Annotated in this window: 25 protein-coding genes, 1 pseudogene and 1 riboswitch; of the genes and pseudogenes, 13 read left to right on the top strand and 13 right to left on the bottom strand. The window is 75.1% G+C overall.

Features of this window, described 5'->3' with window-relative positions; all coding sequences use genetic code 11:
* Window positions 1-61 precede the first annotated feature (61 nt).
* Window positions 62-370: a hypothetical protein gene (locus JUB12_RS18405; RefSeq protein ID WP_205696890.1), complete on the bottom strand. Its 309-nt coding sequence runs from the start codon at window positions 368-370 to the stop codon at window positions 62-64.
* On the opposite strand from JUB12_RS18405, the gene JUB12_RS18410 reads away from it, so the two are divergent.
* Both JUB12_RS18410 and JUB12_RS18415 read left to right on the top strand, forming a co-directional pair.
* The gene (locus JUB12_RS18410) at window positions 371-640 is read left to right on the top strand and encodes a hypothetical protein (RefSeq protein WP_205696891.1); all 270 of its coding nucleotides are present in this window, start codon (window positions 371-373) and stop codon (window positions 638-640) included.
* Between the two features lie 35 nt (window positions 641-675).
* Window positions 676-2,391, top strand: a complete 1,716-nt coding sequence (locus tag JUB12_RS18415) for a serine hydrolase (protein ID WP_205696892.1) — start codon at window positions 676-678, stop codon at window positions 2,389-2,391.
* Between the two features lie 537 nt (window positions 2,392-2,928).
* On the opposite strand, the pseudogene JUB12_RS22230 reads toward JUB12_RS18415, so the two are convergent.
* The 5 genes and pseudogenes from JUB12_RS22230 to JUB12_RS18435 form a co-directional block, all read right to left on the bottom strand.
* A pseudogene (locus JUB12_RS22230) lies at window positions 2,929-3,549 on the bottom strand (sigma-70 family RNA polymerase sigma factor); the annotation flags it as partial.
* Window positions 3,444-3,944, bottom strand: a complete 501-nt coding sequence (locus JUB12_RS18420) for a hypothetical protein (protein WP_205696893.1) — start codon at window positions 3,942-3,944, stop codon at window positions 3,444-3,446. The pseudogene JUB12_RS22230 and the gene JUB12_RS18420, both read right to left, overlap by 106 nt.
* Window positions 3,945-3,979: 35 nt before the next feature.
* Window positions 3,980-4,675: a CE1759 family FMN reductase gene (locus JUB12_RS18425; protein WP_205696894.1), complete on the bottom strand. Its 696-nt coding sequence runs from the start codon at window positions 4,673-4,675 to the stop codon at window positions 3,980-3,982.
* A complete protein-coding gene (locus JUB12_RS18430) occupies window positions 4,672-5,850 on the bottom strand; it encodes a CE1758 family FMN-dependent luciferase-like monooxygenase (protein ID WP_205696895.1) in 1,179 nt (392 codons plus the stop codon). Before JUB12_RS18430 ends, JUB12_RS18425 begins: the two co-directional genes overlap by 4 nt.
* Window positions 5,851-5,852: 2 nt before the next feature.
* Entirely contained in the window at window positions 5,853-6,230 is a 378-nt protein-coding gene (locus JUB12_RS18435) for a DoxX family protein (RefSeq protein WP_205696896.1), read from the bottom strand.
* Between the two features lie 97 nt (window positions 6,231-6,327).
* Here JUB12_RS18435 and JUB12_RS18440 point away from each other — a divergent pair, with 97 nt between their 5' ends.
* On the top strand, window positions 6,328-6,801 hold the full coding sequence (locus JUB12_RS18440) for a MarR family winged helix-turn-helix transcriptional regulator (protein ID WP_205696897.1): 474 nt from the start codon (window positions 6,328-6,330) through the stop codon (window positions 6,799-6,801).
* 9 nt (window positions 6,802-6,810) lie between these two features.
* On the opposite strand, the gene JUB12_RS18445 is transcribed toward JUB12_RS18440, so the two are convergent.
* Window positions 6,811-7,671, bottom strand: coding sequence for a short-chain dehydrogenase/reductase (locus tag JUB12_RS18445; protein ID WP_205696898.1), 861 nt, complete (start codon window positions 7,669-7,671; stop codon window positions 6,811-6,813).
* Between the two features lie 88 nt (window positions 7,672-7,759).
* On the opposite strand from JUB12_RS18445, the gene JUB12_RS18450 reads away from it, so the two are divergent.
* The 4 genes from JUB12_RS18450 to JUB12_RS18465 all read left to right on the top strand — a co-directional run bounded on the left by JUB12_RS18450 (window position 7,760) and on the right by JUB12_RS18465 (window position 12,313).
* Window positions 7,760-8,395 (top strand): TetR/AcrR family transcriptional regulator, encoded by a 636-nt coding sequence (locus JUB12_RS18450; RefSeq protein WP_205696899.1) that lies wholly within the window; start codon window positions 7,760-7,762, stop codon window positions 8,393-8,395.
* Complete coding sequence (locus tag JUB12_RS18455; protein WP_241004318.1) at window positions 8,392-9,702, top strand: acyl-CoA dehydrogenase family protein; 1,311 nt, start codon at window positions 8,392-8,394, stop codon at window positions 9,700-9,702. Before JUB12_RS18450 ends, JUB12_RS18455 begins: the two co-directional genes overlap by 4 nt.
* Window positions 9,702-10,913, top strand: a complete 1,212-nt coding sequence (locus JUB12_RS18460; protein WP_205696900.1) for an acyl-CoA dehydrogenase family protein — start codon at window positions 9,702-9,704, stop codon at window positions 10,911-10,913. Before JUB12_RS18455 ends, JUB12_RS18460 begins: the two co-directional genes overlap by 1 nt.
* An 86-nt stretch (window positions 10,914-10,999) precedes the next feature.
* Window positions 11,000-12,313: a cytochrome P450 gene (locus tag JUB12_RS18465; protein ID WP_256436589.1), complete on the top strand. Its 1,314-nt coding sequence runs from the start codon at window positions 11,000-11,002 to the stop codon at window positions 12,311-12,313.
* Window positions 12,314-12,325: 12 nt separating this feature from the next.
* On the opposite strand, the gene JUB12_RS18470 is transcribed toward JUB12_RS18465, so the two are convergent.
* The gene (locus JUB12_RS18470) at window positions 12,326-13,246 is read right to left on the bottom strand and encodes a methylenetetrahydrofolate reductase (protein WP_205696901.1); all 921 of its coding nucleotides are present in this window, start codon (window positions 13,244-13,246) and stop codon (window positions 12,326-12,328) included.
* A gap of 79 nt (window positions 13,247-13,325) precedes the next feature.
* Between JUB12_RS18470 and JUB12_RS18475 the strand changes: the two genes are divergently transcribed.
* Complete coding sequence (locus tag JUB12_RS18475) at window positions 13,326-13,703, top strand: hypothetical protein (RefSeq protein ID WP_205696902.1); 378 nt, start codon at window positions 13,326-13,328, stop codon at window positions 13,701-13,703.
* Between the two features lie 154 nt (window positions 13,704-13,857).
* Complete coding sequence (locus JUB12_RS18480) at window positions 13,858-17,547, top strand: Ig-like domain-containing protein (RefSeq protein ID WP_205696903.1); 3,690 nt, start codon at window positions 13,858-13,860, stop codon at window positions 17,545-17,547.
* Here the strand turns inward: JUB12_RS18480 and JUB12_RS18485 are convergent.
* Genes JUB12_RS18485 through JUB12_RS18495 form a run of 3 tightly spaced genes read right to left on the bottom strand, consistent with a single transcriptional unit; the run spans window position 17,537 to window position 20,509 of the window.
* A complete protein-coding gene (locus JUB12_RS18485; RefSeq protein ID WP_205696904.1) occupies window positions 17,537-18,547 on the bottom strand; it encodes a TIGR03617 family F420-dependent LLM class oxidoreductase in 1,011 nt (336 codons plus the stop codon). The genes JUB12_RS18480 and JUB12_RS18485 overlap by 11 nt on opposite strands.
* Window positions 18,547-19,224 (bottom strand): B12-binding domain-containing protein, encoded by a 678-nt coding sequence (locus JUB12_RS18490; RefSeq protein WP_205696905.1) that lies wholly within the window; start codon window positions 19,222-19,224, stop codon window positions 18,547-18,549. The genes JUB12_RS18485 and JUB12_RS18490 overlap by 1 nt, the downstream gene beginning before the upstream one ends.
* Window positions 19,225-19,258: 34 nt before the next feature.
* Window positions 19,259-20,509, bottom strand: coding sequence for an acyltransferase (locus JUB12_RS18495; protein ID WP_205696906.1), 1,251 nt, complete (start codon window positions 20,507-20,509; stop codon window positions 19,259-19,261).
* 215 nt (window positions 20,510-20,724) lie between these two features.
* Window positions 20,725-20,891: riboswitch (cyclic di-AMP (ydaO/yuaA leader) on the top strand.
* Window positions 20,892-20,899: 8 nt separating this feature from the next.
* Here JUB12_RS18495 and JUB12_RS22145 point away from each other — a divergent pair.
* Window positions 20,900-22,057, top strand: a complete 1,158-nt coding sequence (locus tag JUB12_RS22145) for an NlpC/P60 family protein (RefSeq protein WP_205696907.1) — start codon at window positions 20,900-20,902, stop codon at window positions 22,055-22,057.
* Between the two features lie 25 nt (window positions 22,058-22,082).
* Here JUB12_RS22145 and JUB12_RS18505 read toward each other — a convergent pair whose 3' ends face one another.
* A complete protein-coding gene (locus JUB12_RS18505) occupies window positions 22,083-22,328 on the bottom strand; it encodes a hypothetical protein (protein WP_205696908.1) in 246 nt (81 codons plus the stop codon).
* Between the two features lie 109 nt (window positions 22,329-22,437).
* Here JUB12_RS18505 and JUB12_RS18510 point away from each other — a divergent pair, with 109 nt between their 5' ends.
* From JUB12_RS18510 to JUB12_RS18520, 3 genes are all read left to right on the top strand, one after another.
* Window positions 22,438-23,367 carry an ABC transporter ATP-binding protein gene (locus JUB12_RS18510; protein ID WP_205696909.1) on the top strand — a complete coding sequence of 310 codons (930 nt, stop codon included), beginning with the start codon at window positions 22,438-22,440 and terminating at the stop codon, window positions 23,365-23,367.
* Complete coding sequence (locus JUB12_RS18515) at window positions 23,364-24,110, top strand: ABC transporter permease (RefSeq protein WP_205696910.1); 747 nt, start codon at window positions 23,364-23,366, stop codon at window positions 24,108-24,110. Before JUB12_RS18510 ends, JUB12_RS18515 begins: the two co-directional genes overlap by 4 nt.
* Before the next feature lie 313 nt (window positions 24,111-24,423).
* The gene (locus tag JUB12_RS18520) at window positions 24,424-24,705 is read left to right on the top strand and encodes a hypothetical protein (RefSeq protein ID WP_205696911.1); all 282 of its coding nucleotides are present in this window, start codon (window positions 24,424-24,426) and stop codon (window positions 24,703-24,705) included.
* Here JUB12_RS18520 and JUB12_RS18525 read toward each other — a convergent pair.
* The gene (locus JUB12_RS18525; protein WP_205696912.1) at window positions 24,702-25,196 is read right to left on the bottom strand and encodes a DUF3291 domain-containing protein; all 495 of its coding nucleotides are present in this window, start codon (window positions 25,194-25,196) and stop codon (window positions 24,702-24,704) included. The genes JUB12_RS18520 and JUB12_RS18525 overlap by 4 nt on opposite strands.
* Window positions 25,197-25,224 lie beyond the last annotated feature (28 nt).

Raw genomic sequence — 25,224 nt, forward strand, 5'->3', positions numbered from 1 at the left:
TACCCCCAGGGGGTACCAGAGGGCGTTCCGGACGCCCACCCCGACGATCCGGCCACCTGGGTCAGCGGCGCGGCGAGCAGGTGCGCAGGGTGCGCCGCTGCACGACCGTCCGGCCGCCGCGCAGCCGCAGGGCGATGCGCACGTGGTGGCGGCCGCGGGCCAGCCCGCGGAGGTCCACCCGCACGCGCGAGCGCAGGCCCGCCCACGTCCGCGGCCGTCGCCCGTCGACGGCCACCGAGGTCGAGACGACGCGGCCGCCGCGCGGGCGACGCAGGGCGACGGTCACGACGCGCCGGCTGCGGCAGCGCCCGCCGCGAGCCACGCCCGTCGCGGCGTCGGGGTCGTCCTGGCGGCGATGGGCGCCGGGCACGTGCCCGAGCCCCTCGTGGACGTGCTCCAGGACGCCGTCGCGCGTGTGCCCGTGGTGGCGGCGTCGCGGACGGGCAGCGGCCGGCTGCTGGCCGAGACCTACGGCTTCCCCGGGTCCGAGCGCGACCTGCACCGCCTCGGCCTGCTCGACGCCGGCGACCTCGCGCCCCTGAAGGCGCGCGTGCTCCTGGCCCTCGCGCTGTGGAGCGCGCCCGATCGTCCCGCGACGGAGTCCCTGGTGCGCGAACGCGCCACGCCGGTCGCCGACTGACTGCTGAACGACGACGTTCGGCTAGGGTCGCCGCCGTGCACGGACGCTCCTGGACCCTCGCCCTCGCGACGACGCTCGCCGTCGCCCTGCCCACCAGCGCCGCGGCGGCGCCGGTGCCCGGCGACGTCGTGCGGGCCGTCGTCGCGAACGTCCCGGGCGCGACGATCACCAAGCCCGAGGAGCCGGTGGTCGGCGTCCCCGCGCAGGAGGACGTCCTCGCCGGGCGCCTCGCGGTCGTCACCGACCCCGAGTACTGGATCGGGGTCGTCAAGGACCTCGTGCAGGACCGGACGATCCTGCTGCCGTCGCCCGTGGACCTCTTCAAGCCCGAGGCGCTGCTGCCCACCGTCCCGGTGGCCGACGGCCCGAAGGCCTCGCCGCTGCCGCGCCAGGACGTCGACCTGCTCGACGTCCGCTACCCCTGGCAGGGCACGACGAAGACGCTGCGCCAGTACCTGCACACGACGGAGACCGACGTCGTCGCCTTCCTCCACGACGGCAAGGTCGTCGCCGACCACTACGTCAACGGCTGGTCGTCGTCGGTGCGCCACCAGCCGTGGTCGGTGACCAAGTCGTTCGTCTCGGCGCTCGTCGGCATCGCGCTGCACGAGGGCAAGGTCGGCTCGCTGCAGGACCCGATCGACCGCTACGTCCCCGAGCTGGCCGGGACGGCGTGGGCGGGGACGACGATCCGCAACCTGCTCGCCATGGAGTCCGGCGTGCACTGGGACGAGGGCACGCCGGTGCTCGCGGTCAACACCCAGGTGCAGCAGTGGATCCAGGCGGGGCTGGACCTGCTGACCGACGGCGCGCTGGGCCAGACGCGCAACGAGTTCCTGAAGTCGCTGCCGCGCGTGGCGCCGCAGGGCACGAGGTTCTCCTACAACTCGGGCAACACGCAGGTGCTGGCGTGGATGCTCGAGCGCGTCTACGGCCAGCCGTTCAACGAGGTCATCAGCGAGAAGCTCTGGGCCCCGGCGCAGATGGACGGCGACGCGAAGGTCATGACCGACCGCGTCGGCGACGCGATCGCCTCCCAGGGCCTCTACGCCCGCGTCTTCGACCTCGCCCGCTTCGGCGAGCTCTTCCGCCACGGCGGCCGGACGCCCGACGGCACGCAGGTCGTCCCGGAGGCGTGGGTGCGCGAGTCGACGACGATGACGCAGAACTCCGAGGGCCGCTACGCCCTGCAGTGGTGGCGCGGCGCCCTGGCCGACACCTACGACGCGTCGGGCTTCCAGGGCCAGAAGATCAGCGTCACCCCGTCGACCTGCCTGACCGGCGTGCGGCTCAGCCACACGCTCGGCCTCAACCTGTCCGAGGGCCTGGCGCTCGAGAGCGGCGAGCAGCAGTGGTGGGCGCTGTACCGCGCGGTCGCCGCGAAGCTCGGCGGCTGCCCGCCGAGCGCCACGGGGGCCGCCTCCGCCCGCGCGCGCAGGCGGCTCACCCTCGGGCGGACCGCCGCGCGGATGTCACGGCGTGCCGCCCTGCGGCGCGGCGCCGTCCGGGTCCGGGTCCTGGCCGGCCAGCGGGTCCGGGGCGTCCTGCGGCTCACCGCCCGCCGGGGGCGCCGGGAGGTCCTCGTCGCCCGCCGGCAGCTCACCCTCCCGGCCAACCGCGTCCAGACCGTCAGCCTCCGCCTCACCCGGGACGGGCGGCGGCTCCTGCGCGACCGGCGCAGCGTCAGCCTCGTCCTGCGGGCCACCGGCGGGCAGCTCGGGAGCGCGAGCCGGCGGGTCGTCCTGCGGTAGGGGCGCAGGCGCCCCGCAGGCGCGGTCGTAGTAGGCGCCGTAGACGCCGGGCTCGCGCGCCTCGTCGCAGCCGGCGCCCGACGCGAGCCGGACGAGCTTCGTGCGCACGCCCGTCGAGCGCTTGCGCAGGTAGGTGCGCTCCTTCGCGGGAAGTGCCTGCCAGTCGTCGCGGTCGACGTCGGCCGGGACCCACGGCGACGGCGTGGGCTCGGCGGGCGGCGGCGTCGCGGCGGGCCGCCGGCGCGGCGCCGCACCCGGCGAGGCGGGCGGCGACGCGGGGGCGACCATGACCTGCGCGCGCTGGGGCGCGCTGGCCGGCGCGACAGCGGGGGCGGGGGCGGAGGCCGCGGGCTGCGCGGCGCTGCCGGGGACCACGGCGACGATGGCCGCGGCGCCCGCGACCGACAGGCCGCGCAGCGCCGGCGCCGCCGCCGGCGCACCCGCGAGCTGCTCGGCCAGCCAGCCCCAGCCGGGCACGAGCGCCGCGGCCCGCGCTCGGAGGTCCTGGGCGCGGGCGCGCGCCCGCGCGCGCAGCCGGGCGCACGCGCGCGAGGACAGCACCCGCGCGTTCATCGGCGTGACGCCGAGCTCCGCCGCGACCTCGACGTGCGGGCGGCCCTCGAGGCGGGCCAGCAGCGCGTGGCGCTGACGGGCGGGCAGCTCGCCGACGTCGGCGACGACCTCCGCGAGCAGCTCCCGGGCCAGGACGGCGTCGGCGGGCCCGCCGACCGCGAGCGCCGCCTCGGGCACCGCGTCCAGCGGCGCCCCGGCGGCGCGGCGCAGCTCGTCCACGCAGCGGTTGCGCACCATCCGGTGCAGGTAGCCGGGGTCGAGCGCGGCGTCGGAGCGCAGCAGCGCCCGCTGGGCGCTGATCAGCACGTCCTGGACGACGTCGTCGGGGTCGACGGGCCGGCTGCGCAGCAGCCGGCGGGCCACGCGACGCAGCTCGTCGCCGTGGCCCGCCGACAGCGCCTCGACGAGCCGCCAGGCCTCCTGCGGGGTGCGGTGCGGGGTGGGTGCGGGGGAGGACAAGCGGCGCGCCGGGCGGCGGACTAGCGGCGGGCGGTGCCGCAGGTCGAGTAGGTCACCGGCTTGGTCGTGGTGCCGGCCTTCGGACCCTCCAGCACGAGCCGCATGCGCAGGTTGCGGTACGCGCACCCGCTCGGCGCGCCCGATGAGGAGACGGTGGCCGGCGTGGAGGCCGCGCCCGGGGCGGCGGCGCCGAAGGTCCAGCGCACGGTGCCCGCGGCGTTCCACTCGCGCGTCCAGGTCACCTTGGCGGCGCCGCGCTGATGGGCGGCGTGGACGAGGCCGACCCACCCGGCGTCGCGGTACACGCGGCACAGGCCGCGGTCGGCGACCTCCCCGGCGTCGTCCACGCGCTTGCCCGTGGCGCAGTCGTCCTTCGTCGTGCGGCCGTCGGCGAACTGCAGGACGACGTCGTGGCGCTTGGCGGTGAAGTCCTCGACGGGCGTCTCGCCGGCGAGCGCGGAGCCGGCGCCGCCGGCCGCGACGGCGGCGGCGGTGAGGAGGGCGATCGTGGTGCGGTTCATGCAAGCACCACGGACGAGCGCCCCTCGTGTGACAGTCAGCCCTCGCGGCCGTCGGGGCGCTCGGCCGGCCCACCGGCCGCCAGGCGCATGAGCGGCGTGTCGAAGTCGACGGAGGTCTCCACCCCGTCCGGGCGCTGGGCCCGGCTGTCGAACTGGTGCTGGTAGTGGCCCCAGGCGCCCCCGGCGATGGTGCGCTCGACGCCGGCGAGCGCCGCCGCCTCGACGGCCGCTCGCTCGACGCGCCGCCCCAGCGCCGCGTCCGACCAGTCCTCCGGGGCGGCGAAGACCGACGTCGGCACCGCGACCGCCCGCAGGAACGCGAACAGCGGCCGCAGGTGGTCGTCGACGACCATCGCGTGGCGCGCGCTGCCCGCGGTCGCCGCGAGCACGACCGTCGTGCCGACCAGGAGGTCGTCGTCCAGGACGTCGGCGAACGTCTTGAACAGCCCGCTGACGCCCGCCTTGTAGACCGGGGTGCTCGCCACGACGACGTCCGCGCCGGCCAGCAGCCCGACCGCCTCGTCGAGCGCGGCGCTGTGCGGACCGCCGACGAGCGCCGCCGCCGCGTCGGTGGCCAGCGGCGCGAGCTCGACCGTCGCGACGGTCGCCTGGCGGCCGTCGCGCCCCAGCACCTCGACGACCTTCGACGCGACGCGGTCGGCGAGCAGCCGCGTCGTCGAGGGGTCGCTCGTCCCGGCGCTCAGCACGACGACGCGTACCGGCTCGCTCACGCCGCCACCTCCTCGACGGGCCCGCCGTCCTGGTAGGGCGTCGGGCCGGTGAGGTTGTCGCCGCGGTTGGCGTTCGGCGTCGGCTGGCGCGCCGGCCCGTCGCCGTACTTCGCGGCGCGCAGGCTCGCGTGCGTCGGGCCGTCCGGGACCCCCGGCGCCCGCACGGCGTCCATCTCCCGGCGCAGGACCGGGACGACCTCGGTCCCGAGGCGCTCGACCTGCTCGAGCACCACCTCGAGGGGCAGCCCCATCGCGTCGACGTTCCACAGCTGGCGCTGGTAGTCGCCGAAGCCCTCGCGGAACTCCATCGTCTTGTCGATGACGTCCTGCGCGCTGCCGACGCTCATCGGCGTCCCGCGCATGAAGTCCTCGAGCCGGTAGCTGGTCCCGTAGACCGGGCTGCCCTCGAAGGAGGGCCGGAAGCGCCGGACCGCCTGGTCGGTGCTGTCGGCGATGAACGCGTGGCCGCCGAGGCCGACGATGGCCTGCTCCGGATCGCCGTGGCCATGGTGCGCGAAGCGCCGGCGGTAGAGGTCCACCAGCGGCTTGAAGTGGAAGTTCGGCGCCAGGATGTTGTTGGCGAAGAAGCCGTTGCCGTAGTAGGCGGCCTGCTCGGCGATCTCCGGGGTGCGGATCGACCCGTGCCAGACGAACGGCGGGACGTCGTCCAGCGGCCGCGGCGTCGACGTGAAGCCCTGCAGCGGCGAGCGGAACCGCCCCTCCCAGTCCACGACGTCCTCGCGCCACAGGCGGTGCAGGAGGTTGTAGTGCTCGAGGGCGAGCGCGACGCCGTCGCGGATGTCCTGGTCGAACCAGGCGTAGACCGGCACGGTGTTCCCGCGGCCGAGCATCAGGTCGACGCGGCCCTCGGCGAGGTGCTGGAGCATCGCGTAGTCCTCGGCGAGCTTCACCGGGTCGTTCGTGGTGACGAGCGTCGTCGAGGTGCTGAGGATGATCCGCTCGGTGAGCGCGGCCACGTGCGCGAGGAACGTCGTGGGCGACGACGGCACGAACGGCGGGTTGTGGTGCTCGCCGATGGCGAAGACGTCGAGGCCGACCTCGTCGGCCTTGCGCGCGATCGCCACGAGCGCCTTGAGGCGCTCGGCCTCGCTCGGCGTGCGACCCGCCACCGGGTCGCGGCCGACGTCGCCGACGGAGAAGATCCCGAACTGCATGGCTAGAAGGCCTCCGGCCCGAAGCGCTCGATCGCGACGAAGACCGCGAGGGCGGCGAGGACGACGTTGACCGGCAGCATCTGCGTCTCGCCGCGGCGCAGGTGGGTCGCGCCCGCGCCGAGCATCAGCACGGCGACCCCGACCGCGGCGACGGCGACCAGGACCGGCGCGACGTCGAGGACGGCGGGGAGGACGAGGCCGACGGCGGTGAGGACCTCGAGGCCGCCGATGCCCTTGATCTGCGCCTCGGCGAAGTCCTCGGTCCAGTCCATGTTGCCCGAGGCCAGCAGCTGCTCCTTGGACTGCACGAGCTTCATGGCGCCGGCGGCGAGGAAGGCCGCGGCGAGCAGCCCCTGCACGATCCAGACGACGGTGTTCACGATGCGCTCCCTCGGATGGTGGACGTGTCAACTACCTGATGGTGACCATCGTAGCCCAAGACGTTGACATGTCAACGAACGGCGCTACGCTCGCCAGGTGACGTCGTCGAAGGTCCGGCTCGCGCCCGCCGAGCGCCACGCCTGGCGTGGGCTCACGTCACTCCAGGCACGGCTGATGCGCCCGCTCGGTCGCCGCCTGCAGCGGGCCACGGGCCTGTCGACCGCCGAGTACGAGGTGCTCGTGAACCTCGACAAGGCGCCGTGCGGGGAGCTGCGCGTGCTCGAGCTCGCGGCCGCCATGGAGTGGGAGAAGAGCCGGCTCTCCAAGCAGATCGGCCGCATGGTCGACCGCGGCCTGGTCGCGCGCCAGCCGTGCCCGACCGACCAGCGCGGCGCGCTGCTCGCGCTCACCGGGGCCGGGCGCGACGCCTTCGTCGCGGCCGAGCAGGTGCACCTCGAGCACGTCCGCGAGCTGTTCTTCGACGCGCTCGAGCCCGACGAGCTCGTCGCCCTGGGGGACATCGCCGCGAAGGTCCTGGCCCACGTCGAGGCCGCCGACGCGCCGGCCTGAGGCCGACCCTCAGGCCGTCGTCGGCTGCTCCTCGCCCTCGCGGGCGTCGACGCGCCGCATCGCGCCCTGGATCCGCGCGTCGCGCTCCATCAGGCGGTCGGCGACCGGGTTGACGATGCCGCGCAGCACCGACCAGGCGACCCACGCGCGCGGCCGGATGACCCGCGGGCGGCGGCGCTCGATGCCGCGGACGATCGCCGTGCCCGCCACCGACGGGGCGAGGCGCCTGAGCAGCGGCCTGGGGAGCAGGCCCAGCAGCGCGCCGACCTCGTCGTCGGCGTCGATGGCGCGGTGGACCATCTCGGTGTCGATGAAGCCGAAGTACGCGACGCTCGCGCTCGCGCCGTGCTGGGCGAGCTCGACGCGCAGCGCGCGGCCGAGCTGCTCCACGCCCGCCTTGCTCATGGCGTAGGCGACGGTGCCCATGCCGTTGACGAAGGCGTAGATCGACGCGACGACGACGACGTGCCCGCGCCGCGCGACGACCTGGGGCAGCGCGGCCTCCACCGTCCTCCAGACGCCGTTGAGGTTGACGTCGAGGATCCGCTCGAAGGACTCGCTGGGCGTCGCGCGCGCCGTGGCCACCCGCGCCGCGATGCCGGCGTTGGCGACCACGACGTCCAGGCCGCCGAAGCGCTCGACGGCCACGGCGACCGCGCGCTGCATCGCCGCCCGGTCGGTCACGTCGGCCGCCACGCCGACGGCGCCGGAGCCGACGACCTCGGCCGCGCGGTCGGCCGCCTCCTGGTCGAGGTCGACGACCACCACCCGCGCGCCCTTGCGCGCGAGCTCCGTCGCCGTGGCCAGGCCGATGCCCCGCGCCGCGCCGGTCACCAGCGCCACCTTGCCCTGCAGCTCGAAGCGCGCCATGGCCGCACCCTGCCAGACCGCCGATGCGACACCGTCCGATGACACGGTTACCGACATGGAAACTTCTACGTCGGTAACCTCGGGCGCCGTGGCTGGTCCGACCACCACCGCACGCCGCCGGCTGCCGCGCGCCGAGCGCGAGCAGCAGATGCTCGAAGCGGCGCACAGCCTGTTCGCGCAGCGCGGCTTCGCGGCCGTGACGATGGACGACGTGGCCGCCGCGGTCGGGGTGACCAAGCCGCTGCTCTACTCCTACTGGGGCAACAAGGAGCAGCTGTTCCTCGCGTGCATCGACCGCTCCGCGGGCGCGCTCTTCGACGTGGTCCTCGGTGCCATCCGCGGCGCGACCGACCCGGCCGTCGCGGTCCGCGACGCCGCCCGCGCGTTCTTCGCCTTCGTCGACGCCGAGCGTGACGCCTGGCGTGTCGTCTTCGATGCCGCGGGTGGCGCGGGCGGCGCGGTGGCCGAGCGCATCGCCGCCGAGCGCGCCCGCCTCACCGGCCTCATCGCCGAGGCGTTCCTCGCCCAGGTGCCCGCCCGCCACCGCGCCCGCGTGCGCGTCGACGTCGAGGCCCGCTCCCACGCGATCCTCGGCGCCGCCGAGTCCCTGTCGCGGTGGTGGCTGGCCACCCCCGACGCCATGGCCGCCGCCCAGGCGGCCGACCTGCTCATCGAGACCGTGGTGCCGGGCCTGCCCGGGCCGCGGAGGAAGGACGACGCATGACCATCGCCGACCGGGGGATGGCCGTCGGCCTGCGCGCGCTGCGCGTGGCCGCGGGCTCCCCGGCCCTCGACCGCCTCGGGCTGCGCGAGCAGGCCGAGAAGGCGGTCTTCCAGCTCACGAAGCAGGGCTTCAAGTCCGCCGGGACCGCGGGGCGCACGTTCCAGCGCGTCGCCGGCAGCGGCAAGCCCGCGCGCCAGCGCCCGACCACGGCGACCGGCCTCTTCGACCTGACGCCGACCGACGAGCAGGAGATGGTCGTCGAGTCGCTCAAGGCCTTCGCCACCGAGCGGCTGCGCCCGATCGCCGCCGACGCCGACGCCGCCGCGACGGCGCCCGACACGCTGCCGGCCGAGGCCGCCGAGCTCGGCGTCGCGCTGCTGGGCGTCCCCGAGGAGGCCGGGGGCGCGATGAGCGAGCGCTCGTCGGTCACCGGCGTCCTGGCCGCCGAGGCGCTCGCCCACGGCGACATGGGCCTCGCGCTCTCGCTGCTCGCGCCCGCCGGCGTGGCCACGGCGCTGGCGCGCTTCGGCGACGCCACGCAGCAGGCCACCTACCTGCCGGCCTTCACCGGCGACGACGTCGCGCCCGCCGCGGTGGCGATCCTCGAGCCGGGCCCCCTGCCCGACCCGTTCGCCCTGAGGACCACGGCGAAGGACGCCGGCTCGGGCTGGGTCCTGGACGGCGAGAAGGCGCTCGTCCCGCTCGCGGCGAGCGCCGACCTCCTGCTCGTCGCCGCTCAGACGCCCACGGGTCCCGCCGTCTTCGTCGTCGAGCCGGGCGCCGCGAGCGGCCTGACCGTCGAGCCGGAGCCCGCGATGGGCGTGCGCGCGGCGAGCACCGGCCGGGTCCGGCTCGACGGCGTCCACGTCGGCGCCGACGCCCTGCTGTGCGACGGCGCCGGCTACGCCGAGCTCGTCCGCCGCGCCCGCCTGGGCTGGTGCGCGCTGAGCCTCGGCACCGCCCGCGCCGTGCTCGACTACGTCATCCCGTACGTCAACGAGCGCGAGGCCTTCGGCGAGCCGATCTCCAACCGCCAGTCGGTCGCCTTCGCGGTGAGCGACATCGCGATCGAGCTCGAGGGCATGCGGCTGGCCACGCTGCGCGCCGCCTCGCTGGTCGATCGCGAGGCCGACGCGGCGCAGGCCATCGCCATCGCCCGCCGGCTGTGCACGGACAAGGGCATGGCCATCGGGTCGCAGGGCGTCCAGCTGCTGGGCGGCCACGGCTACATCAAGGAGCACCCCGTCGAGCGCTGGTACCGCGACCTGCGGGCCTGCGGCGTCATGGAAGGAGCGCTGGTCGTCTGATGATCGACCTCGAGGTCCCGAAGAAGTTCAAGCCGCTCGTCGGCCAGGCCCACCAGGTCGCCGAGGAGGTGCTGCGCCCGATCTCGCGCAAGTACGACCTCGGCGAGCACGAGCGGCCGGTCGAGCTCGACATGCTCGCCGCGCTCATCGACGGCATGAACGAGGGCGCGGCCACCGGCGGCGCGGGCGCGGCCGGCGTGCGGCGCTCGGGCGGCGACGGCGACACGGGCAACCGCAACGGCTCGAACCTCTCGACCGCCCTCTCGATCATGGAGATGTGCTGGGGCGACGTCGGCCTGCTGCTCTCCATCCCGCGCCAGGGCCTGGGCAACAGCGCCATCGCATCGGTCGCCACCGACGAGCAGCTCGCCCGCTACGAGGGCAAGTGGGCGGCGATGGCGATCACCGAGCCGGAGGCCGGCTCGGATGCCTCGGCGATCCGCACGACGGCCGTCCTGGACGGCGACGAGTACGTCCTCAACGGCGAGAAGATCTACGTCACCGCCGGCGAGCGCGCCGACCTCGTCGTCGTGTGGGCGACGCTCGACCGCTCGCAGGGCCGCGCGGCGATCAAGTCGTTCGTCGTCGAGCGCTCCAACCCGGGGATGAAGCTCGACCGCCTCGAGCACAAGCTCGGCATCCGCGCGTCGGACACCGCGGCCTTCCGCCTCGAGGACTGCCGCGTGCCCAAGGAGGACCTCCTGGGCTCGCCGGAGATCGACACGAAGAAGTCCTTCGCCGGCGCGATGCAGACGTTCGACAACACGCGCCCGCTCGTGGCCGCGATGGCGGTCGGCGTCGCGCGCGCGTGCATCGAGCACACGGAGCAGGTGCTCGCGAAGGCCGGCCTCGAGGTCGACTTCGACAAGCCGGCGCTCACGCAGAGCGCCGCGGCCTCGAAGCTCCTGACCCTCCAGGCCGACTTCGAGGCGGCGCGGCTGCTGACGATGGAGGCGGCGTGGCTGGCCGACAACGGCAAGCCCAACTCGCTGCAGGCGTCGATGGCCAAGGCGAAGGCGGGCCGCACGGGCGTCGACGTCGCGCTCGCGTGCATCGAGCTCTGCGGCGCCGCGGGGTTCGACGAGACCGAGCTGCTGGAGAAGTGGGCGCGCGACGCCAAGATCCTCGACATCTTCGAGGGCACCCAGCAGATCCAGCTGCTCGTCGTCGCCCGGCAGCTCCTCGGGAAGAGCAGCGCCGAGCTGAAGTAGTTGCCCGGTGAGGTACTTGGCGGTACCGTCGTCCCACGACGGCGGTACCTCCTCGTACCGAGCCGCGCCTGCCGCCCGGCCCGCCCCTGCCGACGCCGGTCCAGGGCCTGCTGGGCCTCTTCTGGCAGAACCAGGCGCTGCGCTGGATGCAGCGCCGCTACGGCGACGTCATCACCGTGAGGATCCCGGTGATCGGCACGGGCGTCGTCGTCGCCGACCCGGACCTCGCCAAGCACGTCTTCCAGGCGCCGCCGCACGTGCTGCACGCAGGTTCGCAGAGCCCGCTGGGCGCGGTGCTCGGTCGCCACTCGCTGCTGGCCATCGACGAGGACCGCCACCTGTCCCAGCGGCGGCTGCTGCTGCCCCCGTTCCACGGCCGGCGGATGCAGGGCTACGAGGCGATCATCGAGCAGGAGGCCCAGCGCGAGATCGCCACGTGGCCCGAGCACGAGGAGCTCGCGGTGCTCCCGGCCACGATGCGCATCACGCTCAACGCGATCCTCCGGGCGGTCTTCGGGGCCCAGGGCGCCGAGCTCGACGCGCTGCGCCGGATCCTGCCCCGCCAGGTCGAGCTCGGGTCGCGGCTGGCGACCCTCCCGCAGCTCCAGCGCGACCTCGGGCCGCGCAGCCCGTGGGGCCGGTTCCTCGCGCTGCGCGCGGCGTTCGACCGCGTCGTCGACGAGCTGCTCGCCCAGGCGCGGCGCGACCCCCGTCTCGACGAGCGCTCGGACGTCCTGGCGCTGCTGGTCCAGGCCCGCCACGAGGACGGCTCGCCGATGACGCGCGACGAGGTCGCCGACCAGCTGCTGACGCTCCTGGCCGCCGGTCACGAGACCACGGCGACGACGCTCGCCTGGGCGGTCGAGCGGCTCACGCGCCACCCGGAGGTCCTGCGCCGCCTCGAGGACGAGGTCGAGGCCGGCGGCAAGGCGCTGCGCGAGGCGACGATCCGCGAGGTGCAGCGGGTGCGCCCGGTCATCGGCGGCACGGGCCGCTTCACGCGCGAGCCGTTCGCGCTGGGCGAGTGGGTCATCCCCGCGGGCGTGATGCTCATGACCTCGGCGGTCCTGCTGCACGAGGACCCGCGCAACTACCCCGACCCCCTGCGCTTCGACCCGGACCGCTTCGTCGGCCGGGCGCCCGAGACCTACCGCTGGATCCCGTTCGGCGGGGGCATCCGGCGGTGCATCGGCGCGGCGTTCGCGCAAATGGAGCTGGACGTCGTCCTGCGCACGGTGCTGCGCCACCTCGAGCTGCAGCCGACGACGGCGCGGCCGGAGCGCTGGCGCTTTCGCGGCGTGGCCTTCGCGCCCCACCGCGGCGGGCGCGTGGTGGTGCGCCGGCGCACGGTGCCGCTCGGGCCGGCCGAGGACCGCCGGCCCGCGCTGGTCGCCGCCTGAGGCCCTCAGGGATCAGCGCCGGAGGCCGGCGCGCAGCGCGTGGGCGAGCTGCACGGCGGCCTCGATCTCGACGCGACGGATGGACACGCTCTCCACGTTGAGCCCGAACGGCACGCCGAGCGCGCGGCAGAAGGCCATCAGCTCGGTGGCCGTCGCGAGGGCCTGCTGGTAGGAGTGCGCGAGGGGGTCGGCCGCGTGCTCGAGGTCGTTCTCGATCCAGCGCGGGACGTCCACCCCGAGCCAGCGCAGGAAGGCGAGGGTCTTCATCGACCCGCAGACCGAGAAGGTGAAGACCAGCGGCGCGTGGCGGACGCCACGGGCCTGGCAGGCGTAGTGGTAGTCGGAGACCAGGTTCTTGGCCGCGTTGAGGTCGAAGACGACCTGCGTCACGAAGAACCGGCACCCCGCGTCCTGCTTGGCCAGCAGCCGGAGGTGCTCGTCCTCGCGGCGGCTGTGGCGCTCGGGGATCGCGACGCCGCCCGCTGCGAGACCGGGGTTCACCTCCCGCAGCAGCGCCTGGGCGTCCCTGAGCGGCGTCCGCGCCGGCGTGCGGCTCGACGCGGCGCCGACCAGGACCGTCATCGACCGTGCCGGATCCTGCGCGGCCAGCCACGCCCGCAGGCGCTCGGGCGCGTACTTGGCCACCGCCCGATAGACGATGACCGGCGTGTCCCACGTCCCGAGGTGGTCGGCGAGGAAGTCGGCGGGGTCCAGCGTCGGCATGAACGGGAACGGCCGCTCGGCCGGGTTGCGGTCGCGCTCGTCGTCGATGTCGTAGAGGACCAGGCCGTCCAGCCCGACCGGGCGCAACCGCGCGACGGTCGTCTCGGCGATCTCGTGCGCGCGCTCGCGATCGGTGTCGTGCCGCGGCGGCGTCAGCGCGAACAGCAGGAACTCGCCCTCACCGGCTTGGACGCGCTGGACGAGGTCCACGTGCGCGAGCGTAGCGGCGCCATCGACGTCCGCGGCGGACCGTGGACCCCACGCACCGGCGCGTGGCACCCTGACGGGCGTGCGCGACCCGTACCTGGTGCTCTTCGTCGTCGAGCCCGCAGAGGACGAGCACGCCGACGCGTTGCACCACATCGCCCACGCCGCGGCCCAGCTGCACGCGTGGGAGGGACCCGAGCCGCGGTCCTTCGACGCCACGCCGGCGGAGTCCGACGAGCGGACGGTCGGCATCGCGCTGCGCATCCCGGAGAGGCCCGCGGAGGCCGACCGCAACGCCATCGCCGCGCTCGTCGAAGCCTGCGCGACCACCGGGCGCGAGCTCGGCGTCGGCCTCGAGGTGCAGCTCGCCGAGCAGCGCCTGGGCGAGATCCGCGAGGGCCGCGCCGACGACCCGGTGCTCGACGCCCTGCGCGACCGCCTCGGGCTCGACATGGAGTAGCCAGTTCTGGGCCGACAGACGGCGCGACGCCCGCCGTTCGTCGCAAACCGGTCCCCCGGAGGACCGGATCGGCGACGTCCGTTGCGCCTCGGGCCGCGCTTGGCCGACTGCTCGGGGCGTGCCCCGACCCACGTCGTCCCCCACCCGTGCCTTGGTGGCCGGGATCGCGGCCCTCTTCGCCGCCGCGCTCCTGCTGCTCGCACCCGCGAAGGTCCTCGCCGCGACCTTCCCCATCACCGAGTCCTTCCGCAACACCACCATGCAGCCGGGGTGGAACCTCGGCGGCAACGCGTCGCTGACCGCCAACTCCGGCGACGGCAACGGCAACGGCTGGCTGCGCCTGACCGGCGCCGTGAACAACCAGTTCGGCGTCGCCAACCTCAACGACGCGTTCCCGTCGAACAACGGCGTGCTCGCCGAGTTCGAGTACGCGGCGTGGGGTGGCACGGGTGCCGACGGCCTCGTCTTCTTCCTCTACGACGGCTCTGTCGCCCAGGGCAGCTTCAGCACGGGCCCGGTCGGCGGCTCCATCGGCTACACGAACTGCCCGCAGACGAACACGCCCGGCCTGAGCGGCGCGTACATCGGCGTCGGCTTCGACGAGTGGGGCAACTTCTTCAACTCGACGTTCTGCAACCAGAACGGCGGCGAGGTCGGCGGCCCGGGCGCCCTGTTCCCCAACCGCGTCGGCGTGCGCGGCGGCACCCCCACCTACCCGTACCTCGGCTCGGTCGTCACGTCGCAGTCGCTGCAGGCGCCCCGCGCCTCCTCGCGCAAGGTCAAGGTCGCGATCACGACCGACATGAAGCTGTCGGTCTACATCACCTACCCCAACGGCCAGATCCAGACGGTCATCAGCGAGCAGCAGCTGCCCGCCGCGCCGTCGACCCTGAAGCTCGGCTTCGTCTCCGCGACCGGCGGCTCGAACAACAACCACGAGGTCCGCAACACCCAGGTCGTCCTCCCGGCCGACCTGCGCGCGACGCTCACCGACGGGGACGCCGGCGCGCCCCGCACCGGCCAGCGCACGTACACGGCGACGGTCACCAACGACGGCCCGAACCCGGTCGTCGACGCCACCGTCAAGCTCTCGGGCGCCACGGGCATCACGCCGCAGTCCTGGACCTGCGTGGCCGCGGGCGGCGGCAGCTGTGACGCGAGCTCGGGCAGCGGCCTGCCGGACACCACCGCCGACCTGCCGGTCGGCGCCTCGGCCACCTACACCGTCGTCGCCGACGTCGCGGCCGGTGCCGACGACGCGTCGCTCACCCTCACGGCCGGCCAGACCCCCGGCGGCCAGACCGGCGAGTCGGACCCGCGCAACAACACGGTGACCGACCAGACCGACCTGACCCCGGTCAACGACGTCGCCCCCGTCGCCACCCTCGCCGCGAACGGGACCGCCTCGGTCACCGGCGGCACGTGGCGCGGCGGCCACATCGCCCGCAGCTACCAGTGGCAGCGCTGCGACCTCGACGGCACGAACTGCGCGGACATCGCCAGCGCGACCGCCGCGTCCTACGCGCTGACCGCGAGCGACGCCGGCAAGGGCGTGCGCGCCGTGGTGACGGCCGACAACGCCGCGCCGGCCACCGGCTCGGAGCCGTCGAACCTCCTCCTGCCGCCGGACACCACGATCGACAGCGGCCCGACCGCCTCGTCCACGACCACCGACCGCACGCCGGACTTCACCTTCAGCTCGACGCCCGGCGGCGCGACCTTCACCTGCCGCGTCGACGGCGGCGCCTGGGCGGCGTGCACGAGCACGCACACCACGGCGAGCCTGATCGACGGCACGCACACCTTCGAGGTGCGCGCCACGCGCAACGGCCACACCGACGGCACGCCGGCCTCGCGCACGTTCGACGTCGACGCCACCGCGCCAACCACGACGATCGACAGCGGTCCCGCCGACCCGACCAACGCCACCGGCGCGACGTTCGACCTCTCGACCGACGACCCCCAGGCGACCTACGAGTGCTCGCTGGACGGCGCGCCGTTCGCGGCCTGCGTCGACGGCGAGACGCTGAGCGGCCTCGCGGAGGGCCCGCACACCTTCCAGGTGCGCGCCGTCGACCCGTTCACGAACACCGACGCCACCCCGGCCTCCTACACCTGGACCGTCGACACGACGCCGCCCGCGGACCCGGCGGTCGACGTCGAGCCGCCGGCGCACACCAACGCGCCGGACGCGCACTTCGAGCTCACCGTCGACAACGGCGCCACCCTGTGGTGCAAGGTCGACGGCGGCGCGTGGGCCACCTGCGCCACGCCGTTCGACCTGCCGTCCATCGCCGTCGGCACCCACACGGTGCAGTTCCGTGCCCGCGACGCCGCGGGCAACGACTCGGGCGTCGTCCAGCGCACCTTCGAGGTGGACCGCACGACCTCCGTCGACCTCACCGCCCCCGCCCCCGGGCGCATCGCCAACGCCAAGCCGACCGTCACCCTGACGGGCGAGCCGGGCGCGACGCTTGTCCTCAAGGACGGCGCGACGACGATCGCGGGCGGCGTGTTCGCCAACGACGGCAAGCTCTCGCTGCCGCTCGTCGCCGCGCTCGCCGAGGGCGCACACACGCTCGTCGCGACGAGCACGGACCTCGCGGGCAACACCGCCACCGACCAGGTGACGATCACGGTCGACACGATCGCCCCGGACGTCGTCGTGCTCGGTGAGCGCCCGGCCTCGCCCTCGAACACCGGCACCTCGACGTTCACGTGGACCGGCCCCGAGGCCGGCGCGACGTACAAGTGCAAGCTCGACGGCGGCGCCTGGGGGCCGTGCACCTCGCCGTTCACGCTCAGCGGTCTCGGTGAGGGCCCGCACACGTTCTCGGTCGTCGCCATCGACGAGACCGGCAACGAGGGCCCGCGCGTCGACCACACCTGGACGGTCGACAAGACGCCGCCGCCCGCGCCGACCCCGGTCGAGCGCCCCGAGCCGCGCTCGCCGTCGACCGACGCGGTCATCGACGTCTCGCACGAGCCGGGCGCCGTCCTGGTCTGCAAGGTCGACGACGGCCCGTACCAGCCCTGCGTCCTGCCGCTCAAGCTGACCGGCCTGAAGAAGGGCGGCCACGTCGTGCAGGTCCGCCAGGTCGACCTGGCCGGCAACCTCGGCGCCCCGGCGATCGTCGTCTGGGAGGCCGGGCACGAGACCCCGAAGCCGCCCGCCACCAAGCCCGCGACGAAGGTGACCCCCGCCATCGCGTCCCGCGCGACGGTCGAGGACGGCCGCAACGTCAAGGTCGGCTGCTCGCTGGACCAGCCGGTCCTGCAGAGCTGCACCGTCAAGGCCTACGTCAAGGGCAAGCTCGTCGGCACCGGGGTGCGCAAGGTCGGCGCCGACGGCCGCAGCGCGGGCGCCGTGCAGGTCAAGCTCAACGCCACCGGCCGCAAGATGCTCCAGCAGGCCGTCGGCGGGCTCGAGGTGCGCCTCGAGGTCAAGGCCAAGGGCCGCGGCCAGGGCCAGGTGCTGACCGAGACGGCGAGCGCGACGCTCCACGCCCAGCGCACGAAGATCCTGCCTCAGCTCGACCCGTTCGACTTCGACCGGGCCAAGCTGACGGCGCGGTCCAAGCGCACCCTGCGCGGCCTGGTCCGTGAGCTGCGCGGGGCCAAGCGCGTCGTCTGCGTCGGCCACACCGACAAGACGGGCGCCCCGGCCTACAACCTGCTGCTCGGCCTCAAGCGGGCCAAGGCGGCGTGCGCCCAGCTCAAGGACGCCGGCCTGAAGGCGCAGACGCGCATCACGACGATGGGCGAGACCCGCCCGCGCGCGACGAACGCGACGGAGGCCGGCCGCCGGCTCAACCGCCGCATCGAGCTGCTGATCAGCTACTAGCCGCTGCCTGCCTGACCGCCTGGGCGACCTGCGCCCAGGTGGTCAGGTCCGGCTGCTCGCCGGTGAGGCTGACCCGGTCGGCTCCCGCGGCGCGGCGCAGGACCTCGGCGGCGACGTCCGCCGGCTCGCGGCCCGCCGCACGCACGCCGAACAGCGCGACGACGTCGTCGTCGACCAGGCGGCTCATGGCCGCCCAGTCGCCCGCCCGCGAGAGCGGGTGCAGCTGCTCGTGCAGCGCGCCCAGGCCGTGGTGGTCGAGCACGTGGCGGTAGCCCGGCGTCGAGCCGTAGAAGGCCACGCGGCGGCGGATCGCCTCCCACTCGGCGTCGCTCGTGGCGAGGAAGAGGCCGACGACGACCTCGACGTCCTCGCGGGCGCGGCCGGCGCGTTCGAGCCCGCGGCCGATCGCCGGCAGCGTCACCTCGCGCAGGACCTCCGGGCTCTGCAGCGCGTGGAGCAGGACGCCGTCGGCCACCTCGCCGGAGACCTCGAGCATCCGCTCGCGCACCGCGGCCAGCAACACGGGCGGCGCGGGATGGCCGGTGGGCGCCGGCCGGAACCCGGCGGGCATGAGCGAGAGCCGGTGGAACTCGCCCTCGAAGCGCAGCTCGCCGCCGGTCTCCCATGCCGTCCAGATCGCCCGCAGGGCCAGGACGAACTCGCGCATGCGGGCCGCCGGGCGCGACCACGGCACGCCGAAGCGCCGCTCGACGTGGGCGCGGACCTGCGTGCCGAGGCCGAGGGCGAAGCGCCCGCCCGAGAGGGCCTGCAGGTCCCAGGCCGAGTAGGCGACGGCCGTCGGAGTGCGCGGCAGGGCGAGGGCGATGCCGGTGGCGATGCGGGCGCGCCGTGTCGTCGTGGCGGCCAGCGCGCAGGCGATGAACGGGTCGCCCGTGGACTCGGTGAGGCCGACGCCGTCGAAGCCCAGCGCCTCGGCGTCCGCGGCCGCCGCGGCGACGTCGGGCGCCTGGAGCGCCCGGAGGGTGAGGTCGACGCGCATCAGGCCCGGCCCTCCGTCTCGGGGAACCAGCGGTGCAGGTGCTCGAGCAGCGCGCGGGGGTCGCGCAGGACCCGGTCGGCGCCGGCGGCGAGCGCGTCGGCCTGCACCTGGTCGGTCCACAGCTGCCCTCCGGCGACGACGTAGGGCGGGTCGGGCAGGGCGCGCAGCGCGGCGAGCGCCTCGACGACGCCCGGCAGGCCCGAGGCGGTCGTCGTCGACAGCGCCACGAGGTCGGGGCACTCGGCGTCGACGATCCCGGCGAGCTCGTCGGCGGGCAGCGAGGCTCCGAGGTGCAGGGTCTCCCAGCCGTCGCTCTCCAGGAAGTCGGCGACGACCTGCGCGCCGAGCGCGTGCAGCTCGCCGGGGGTGCACGAGACGATCGCCAGGCGGCCGTGGCGCGCGGGGACGCGCAGGCGCTCGCGCAGCGCGCCGAGCACGGACTGGGCGACGGTCGTCGCGAAGTGCTCGTCGGCCACCGTGGCGGTCCCGACGGCCCAGCGGTGGCCGATCTCGTACATCGCCGGCTGCAGCAGGTCCGTGTAGAGGTCCGGCACCTCCATGCCCGCGTCGGCGGCGTCGTCCACCAGCCGTCGCGCCGCGGCGGCGTCGTGGGCGAGGAGGGCGGCGACCAGCCCGCGCACGCGGCCGTCGTCCGTCGTGGTCTGCGCCGGCACCATCGCCCCGCATCCTGCCGGGCCGGGCGCGTCGCCGCTAGGCGGGGACCGGCGTGCGCGTCTCGACCGCGGCGGCGCCCGCCTCGGTCTCGGCCGCCTCGAGGGCGGCGCTGCGCTGCGGCCTGCTCTCGGGCACGTGGCGCGCGAGGCGCAGCGCCGGCTGCTCGACGGCCTTCCAGCTGGCCCACGCGATGGGCAGGGTGATGACGAGCGTCGCGCCGTACCAGCCCAACCAGCTCTTGATCCCGCCGCCGAAGCTCACGCCGCCCGTGCGCATGAGGTCCAGGGCGAGGAAGTGCCAGAGGTACAGGCCGAAGGAGACCGTGCCGAACCACAGCAGCACCCGGTGGGAGAGGATCCGCCGCACGCGGTCGACGGGGCCCCAGCCCAGCGCGACCGGTGCCAGGGCGAGCAGGCCGATGGCGTTCGTCGTGAGGTGCTCGACGAGGAACCGCGCCGGCGTGAACTGCTTGCCGGCCTCCGCCGGGGTGTCCGAGCGCAGGACGAAGAGCGAGAAGAGGACGAACGCGGCGCACAGCGTCCAGGCGCCGCGGGCCGACAGGCCGCGGCGCACGAACCGGGGCAGCGGCTCGCCGCGGTCGGCGCCCAGCGCGAGGACGGCGAGCAGCATGCCGACGGCGAACGCGTCGAAGTACGCGACGGGGAAGTAGAGCTGCTGGGTGCCGGGGGCCAGGCCGTCGGCGGAGATCGCGAAGCCGACCTTCCAGAGGACCGAGACGGCGATGAGGCCGCCGACGCAGAGGACCTCCGCGCGCAGCCACGACATACCGCGCGCGACCAGCCGGCCGGCCAGGAGCGCCACGAACGGCAGCAGCACGTAGCAGGCCAGCTCCACGTCGAGCGTCCAGGCCTGCTGGATCGCGCGCAGCCGGTCGTCGCCGGTCAGCCAGCCGGCGACCATGCCGTACCAGGCGAGGGCCTGCAGCGGCCCGTCGGGGCTGCTGGGGTTCGGCGAGCTGATGCCCAGCAGCGGGTACAGCGCCATGACGCCCAGGAGCGCCAGCCAGTAGCCCGGGAAGATGCGCAGGACGCGGCGCGCGGCGTAGGCGACCATCCGCGGCGCGGGACGACCGGCGGCGTGCGCGGCCGCGAACGGCGAGTAGAGCAGGAAGCCCGAGAGGGCGAAGAAGACCGGGACGGTCGACTCGAGCTGCCGGAGGAGGTCCGCGCGGATCGAGCCGTGCACGAACGTGCCGGAGAACATCCCGGCGTGCACGCTGACGATGAGCGCCGCCGTCAGGCCGCGCGTGCCGTGCAGCGCCAGCACCCGCCGGCGGTCGGCGCGCGGTCCTTCGAGGGTCGCGTCGCCGCGACGGGGCCCAGGCCCCGCATCCTTGCCCTTGTCCCCCACCACTCCTCGATGACGGTAAGACGCACCTGGATCAGGTGCGACACATGGACGCATGTTCGAGGGTCGTGAAGGGCCCGATGTCGCACCTGCGGGCGCACCTTCTGCCCGGCTTCGTGGTTATGGTCCGCGACGACCCACCAAGGCCGAGTCCCGCCCGCCCCAGGGCGGCGGGAGCGGGGGACCCACGCGGACCGGCCTCACCGGTCCTGGGGCGAATCGTCGCCGCTCGCTCGAGCGACGTAGCGCCATCGCGGCGCGAGCCCGTCAGCTCACCTCGTAGGCCTCGACGACAAGGAGCACCATCGAGTGAGCGCCGTCCGGCCCCTGCGCCTGACCGACGACCCCTACGCCCGCAGCCAGGACGGCTGGGCGATCCGCGCGGAGCCCCCGGGGGACCGCGACCTCGGCAGCCCCGACCTCTGGGACCGCTCGCTCGAGCGGTCCCGCCGGCGTCGCGAGGCGACGGCCGCGCGCCGCCCCGGGCTGGCCCACGCCACCCCGGCGAAGGTGTCGGCGGCGCTCGTCACCGCGACGCTGCTCGCGCCCTCGGCGTCCCAGACCGCGCAGGCGGCCAGGACGTCCACGGCGCAGGTCGGCGACGCGGGCGTGCTCCAGCGCGGCAGCAGCGGCGACGGGGTGCGGGCGCTGCAGCGGGCGCTGGGCATCGGCAGCGACGGCGTCTTCGGCCCGGCGACGGCGAAGGCCGTGCGCGCCTTCCAGCGCGAGAAGGGCCTCGCGGTCGACGGCGTGGTCGGTCCGCAGACGCGCCGGGCGCTCGGCCTGTCGGCCAAGCAGGCGTCGAAGGGCTCGCCGGTGGCCAAGCGCCGCAGCCTCGTCGCAGCGCCGGCGTCCGGCATGGCGCTGGACCGCACGGCGGTCAAGGCGCTGCAGCGGGCCCTGGGCGTCTCGGCCGACGGGGCGGTGGGGCCCAGGACGCGGTCGGCGATCCGGCGGGCCGAGCAGCGCGCCGGCCTCCCTGTGGACGGGCGGCCCGACGCGCAGCTCCTCGCGGCGCTGGGCGTGACGCCGGGCGGGACGACGGACGCGGACCCGGGGGCGCCGCAGGACGAGGCCGCCGCCGGCGCGCCGGCGCCCGCCGGGAAGGGCGCCGCGGCGGCCGTCGAGGCGGCGCGGGCGCAGGTCGGCAAGCCCTACGCCTCGGGCGGCAACGGCCCGTCGGCGTTCGACTGCTCGGGCCTCACCGTCCAGGCGTTCAAGGCGGCGGGGATCTCACTGCCGCGCACGAGCTTCGACCAGTACGGGCAGGGCAGGCGGGTCGCGAAGTCCCAGATCCAGGCCGGCGACCTCGTCTTCTTCTCCACGAACGGCGCCGGCGCGTCGCACGTGGGCATCGCCACCGGTCCGACGACCGCCATCTCGGCGACGACGAAGGGCGTGATGGAGCACTCCTTCGGCTCGGGCTACTGGGCCGAGCACTTCGTGGGGGCGCGCCGGGTCGGCTGACCCGGCGCGTGCGGGCGCGCGGCGGCTAGGCGGCCTGGCGCAGGGTGACCGGGCGGATGACCGCGGTCCCCATGCGGGCGTCGAGCTCGACGGTCACCTGACCGCCGGCCGGCGCGTCGACCACGGCGTACCAGCGGTCGCGCAGGCGGCCCTCGCGGTGCAGGAGGCGCAGGGCGCCACCGCCCGCGGCGGCGATGGCCGTCTCGGCCACGAGCGCCTGCTCGCGGTCGATGCCGGCGGGCTGGTCCAGGACGGGGTGGAGGAGGAGCATGGGCGCAGGGTGTCGGAGGAGGGTCAAGCGCACCTTCGGCATTCCTGAGCGCAACCTGAACCCCTCATCGCTCGGTGTCGGGACCGGGTCGTCTGCCAGCATCAGGAGCGTGACGTTGATCGAGGCCCGCGGGCTCACGAAGCGCTTCGGCGAGCGCACGGCCGTCGACCACGTCGACCTCGACGTTCCGGCCGGCTCGTGCTTCGGGTTCCTCGGGCCCAACGGCGCGGGCAAGACGACGCTCATCCGGCTGCTGCTGGGCCTCGCCCGCGCCGACGAGGGACGCGTGCTCATCGGCGGGGTCGACGTCGCGGCCGACCCGCGGTCGGCGTTGCGGCGGGTGGGCGCCATCGTCGAGGAGCCGCGCTTCCACGCCCACATGACGGGGGTCGAGAACCTCGTGGTCCACGCGGCGCTGCTCGACGGCGACCCGCGGGAGCGCATCCCGGAGATGCTCGACCGCGTCGGCCTCCGCGGCCGCGGCGACGACAAGGTCTCGAACTACTCCATGGGCATGCGCCAGCGGCTCGGGGTCGCCCGCGCGCTGCTCGGCGAGCCCGAGCTGCTCGTGCTCGACGAGCCGACCAACGGCCTCGACGCCGAGGGCATGGCCGAGTTCCGCACGCTCATCCGCGGGCTCGTCGAGGACGACGGGCGCACGGTCTTCCTCTCGTCGCACCTGCTCGACGAGATGGAGAAGCTCTGCGACGAGGTCGCCATCGTCGAGCAGGGCCGCGTCGTCGAGCAGTCCTCGGTCAGCGCGTTCATCTCCGGCGGCGGCCTGGCCCTCGTGCTCGACGTCGACGACCCCGGGCGCGCACGGGAGCTGCTCGCCCACCCGGACATCCGGATCTCCGACCTCGAGGGCGGCCGGCTGCGCCTCGACGGCGTCGGCGAGCGCGAGCAGGCGATCGCCATCACCCGGCGGCTCGTCGAGGGCGGCGTCGGCGTCGCCGAGATCCGCCGCCACGTCCAGACCCTCGAGGAGCGCTACCTCGAGTCGACCCGCCAGGCCGCGTCCGGGAGGGCCGACGCATGACCGCGCTGATCGCCGCCGACCTGCTCAAGCTGCGCCGCCGAACCGGCCTGTGGTGGTCGGCGCTCATGCTCCCGTTCGTCCTGGCCTCCGTCGTCTTCCTCCTGGCGGCCACGGAGACGATCGACCTCGACGGCGGCCAGCAGTTCGTCCGCGACGGCACGAGCTCGCTGGCCTTCATCGGCCCGATCCTCGCCGTCCTCGTCGGCGCCCGCCTCGGCAGCGACGAGCACGCCGCGGGGACGCTGCGCTACCAGCTGCTCACCGGCGTCCCCCGCGAGCGCCTGTACCTGTCGAAGCTCGCGGTCCTCGCCATCACCTGCCTCGGGCTCGTCGTCCTCGGCGCGACGGCGGTCGTCGTCTTCGGCCTCGTCCTGCCCGCCGAGGCCGGCACCGAGGGCGTCGGCGGCGGCGACGTGGTCGACGCCTACTGGAACCTCTTCATCCGCTGCTTCGTCTACGGCGTCATCTCGTTCGGCACCGGCGCCCTCGTGCGCTCCACCGGCCCGGCGATCACCGTCTCCCTGGTCCTGCTGCTCTTCGGCGTCGACCTCGTGGCGATCCTCGTCCTCATCGACGACTGGTTCCGCCACCTCGTCCTCGACGTCGGCCTCGACCGCCTCACCACGAACGACCTGGACGCCGACGACCGCGTCTCCTTCGGCGCGGCGCTCATCATCACCGTGGCGTGGCCCGCCGCGTTCGCCTTCGCTGGGTGGCTGCGGTTGAGGAACCTGGAGGCGTAGGGCGCGGGGCGGTCCGGCCGCCTCGACCGTCGACCGGCGACTTGGAGTCGCGGGGTGACCTCAAGTCGCCGCTCGATCGGTCGGCCGGCGCTGAGGTCCCACTGGGCGAGACCTTCTCCCCGCTCCGCGGGCCGCCCCGCAGCCCTCGCGCGCGCTGGCCGGTTCCCCTCCCTCGGTGCCCGCCGGCGAGCGCCGCGCGCCGCGCCGACGCCCGGGCGAAACGCCACTCCACGCCCGCGCCCATCGACCGTCCGGCCAGACGCCCGGCCACGGCCCTCAAGGTCGGGCGGCCCTGGCCGAAGCAGCCTGCACCATGCTGCTCGATCGCGTCGACACCGCCGGCGCGGCCGTCTGGCGCGACGCGCCCACACGCACGACGACGCCGCCCGGCCACAGCCGCTTCCCGCCGAACCCGAACAAGCCCGAGCTGGTCGCCGCCGCGATCGGCGCGCCGCACGGCGGCTCGCTGCAGGAGGTCCAGCAGCGCTGCCTGGACATCCTCGAGCTGCGCGACGCCGAGCGCGCGGTGGCCAAGCGCGCGGCGCTGGACCGCGACCTCGCGCGCCAGCGGGCGTCGCTGGACGTCCGCGCCTAGGCCGGGCGGAGCGCGTCGCCGGCGTCGACGTGCGTCTGCGCCGCCCCCGCGTCGGGCGGCGGGAAGGCGTGGCGGAAGGTGAACGCCTCGGGCGTCGGCCCCTGCTCGGCCAGGAGCGCGCGCCGCGCCTCGGCCTCGGGGATCGTCGGGAGGCGTCCCGCCGGCACCCACCAGAGGACCAGGACGGGCGAGAGCTTCGCGAACCACTCGCGCCGCCGGCGCATCACGGCGAGATGGCCGGCGTCGCCGTAGACGAACGCGCGGAGGTCCTCGAAGGACCGCCAGACGCTCATGTTGAGCAGGAGCTCGTCGTCGCTGCCCCGCAGGTCGGTCGCGTTGCCGCTGTCGTCCTGCATGCGCCAGACGAAGCCCGGCGCCGCGTCGGCCGACGCGTTCACCGGGTCGAGCTGCGCCGTGAACTCCGCCAGGCGCGGGGAGTCGAGCGGCTCGAGGGCCACGGCGACGTTGAGCTGCGCCAGGTGCCAGGCCATCGAGCCGCTCCGCCAGCGACGCGCCAGC

It is taken from the genome of Conexibacter sp. SYSU D00693 (genome assembly GCF_017084525.1).
Lineage (GTDB): Bacteria > Actinomycetota > Thermoleophilia > Solirubrobacterales > Solirubrobacteraceae > Baekduia.

Coding starts and splice junctions, on each gene's coding strand:
- JUB12_RS18420 (WP_205696893.1), bottom strand. CDS start 3,944: ATGAACCGCACCACGATCGCCCTCCTCACCGCCGCCGCCGTCGCGGCC.
- JUB12_RS18430 (WP_205696895.1), bottom strand. CDS start 5,850: ATGCAGTTCGGGATCTTCTCCGTCGGCGACGTCGGCCGCGACCCGGTG.
- JUB12_RS18445 (WP_205696898.1), bottom strand. CDS start 7,671: ATGGCGCGCTTCGAGCTGCAGGGCAAGGTGGCGCTGGTGACCGGCGCG.
- JUB12_RS18455 (WP_241004318.1), top strand. CDS start 8,392: ATGACCATCGCCGACCGGGGGATGGCCGTCGGCCTGCGCGCGCTGCGC.
- JUB12_RS18460 (WP_205696900.1), top strand. CDS start 9,702: ATGATCGACCTCGAGGTCCCGAAGAAGTTCAAGCCGCTCGTCGGCCAG.
- JUB12_RS18485 (WP_205696904.1), bottom strand. CDS start 18,547: ATGCGCGTCGACCTCACCCTCCGGGCGCTCCAGGCGCCCGACGTCGCC.
- JUB12_RS18490 (WP_205696905.1), bottom strand. CDS start 19,224: ATGGTGCCGGCGCAGACCACGACGGACGACGGCCGCGTGCGCGGGCTG.
- JUB12_RS18505 (WP_205696908.1), bottom strand. CDS start 22,328: ATGCTCCTCCTCCACCCCGTCCTGGACCAGCCCGCCGGCATCGACCGC.
- JUB12_RS18515 (WP_205696910.1), top strand. CDS start 23,364: ATGACCGCGCTGATCGCCGCCGACCTGCTCAAGCTGCGCCGCCGAACC.
- JUB12_RS18520 (WP_205696911.1), top strand. CDS start 24,424: ATGCTGCTCGATCGCGTCGACACCGCCGGCGCGGCCGTCTGGCGCGAC.
- JUB12_RS18525 (WP_205696912.1), bottom strand. CDS start 25,196: ATGGCCTGGCACCTGGCGCAGCTCAACGTCGCCGTGGCCCTCGAGCCG.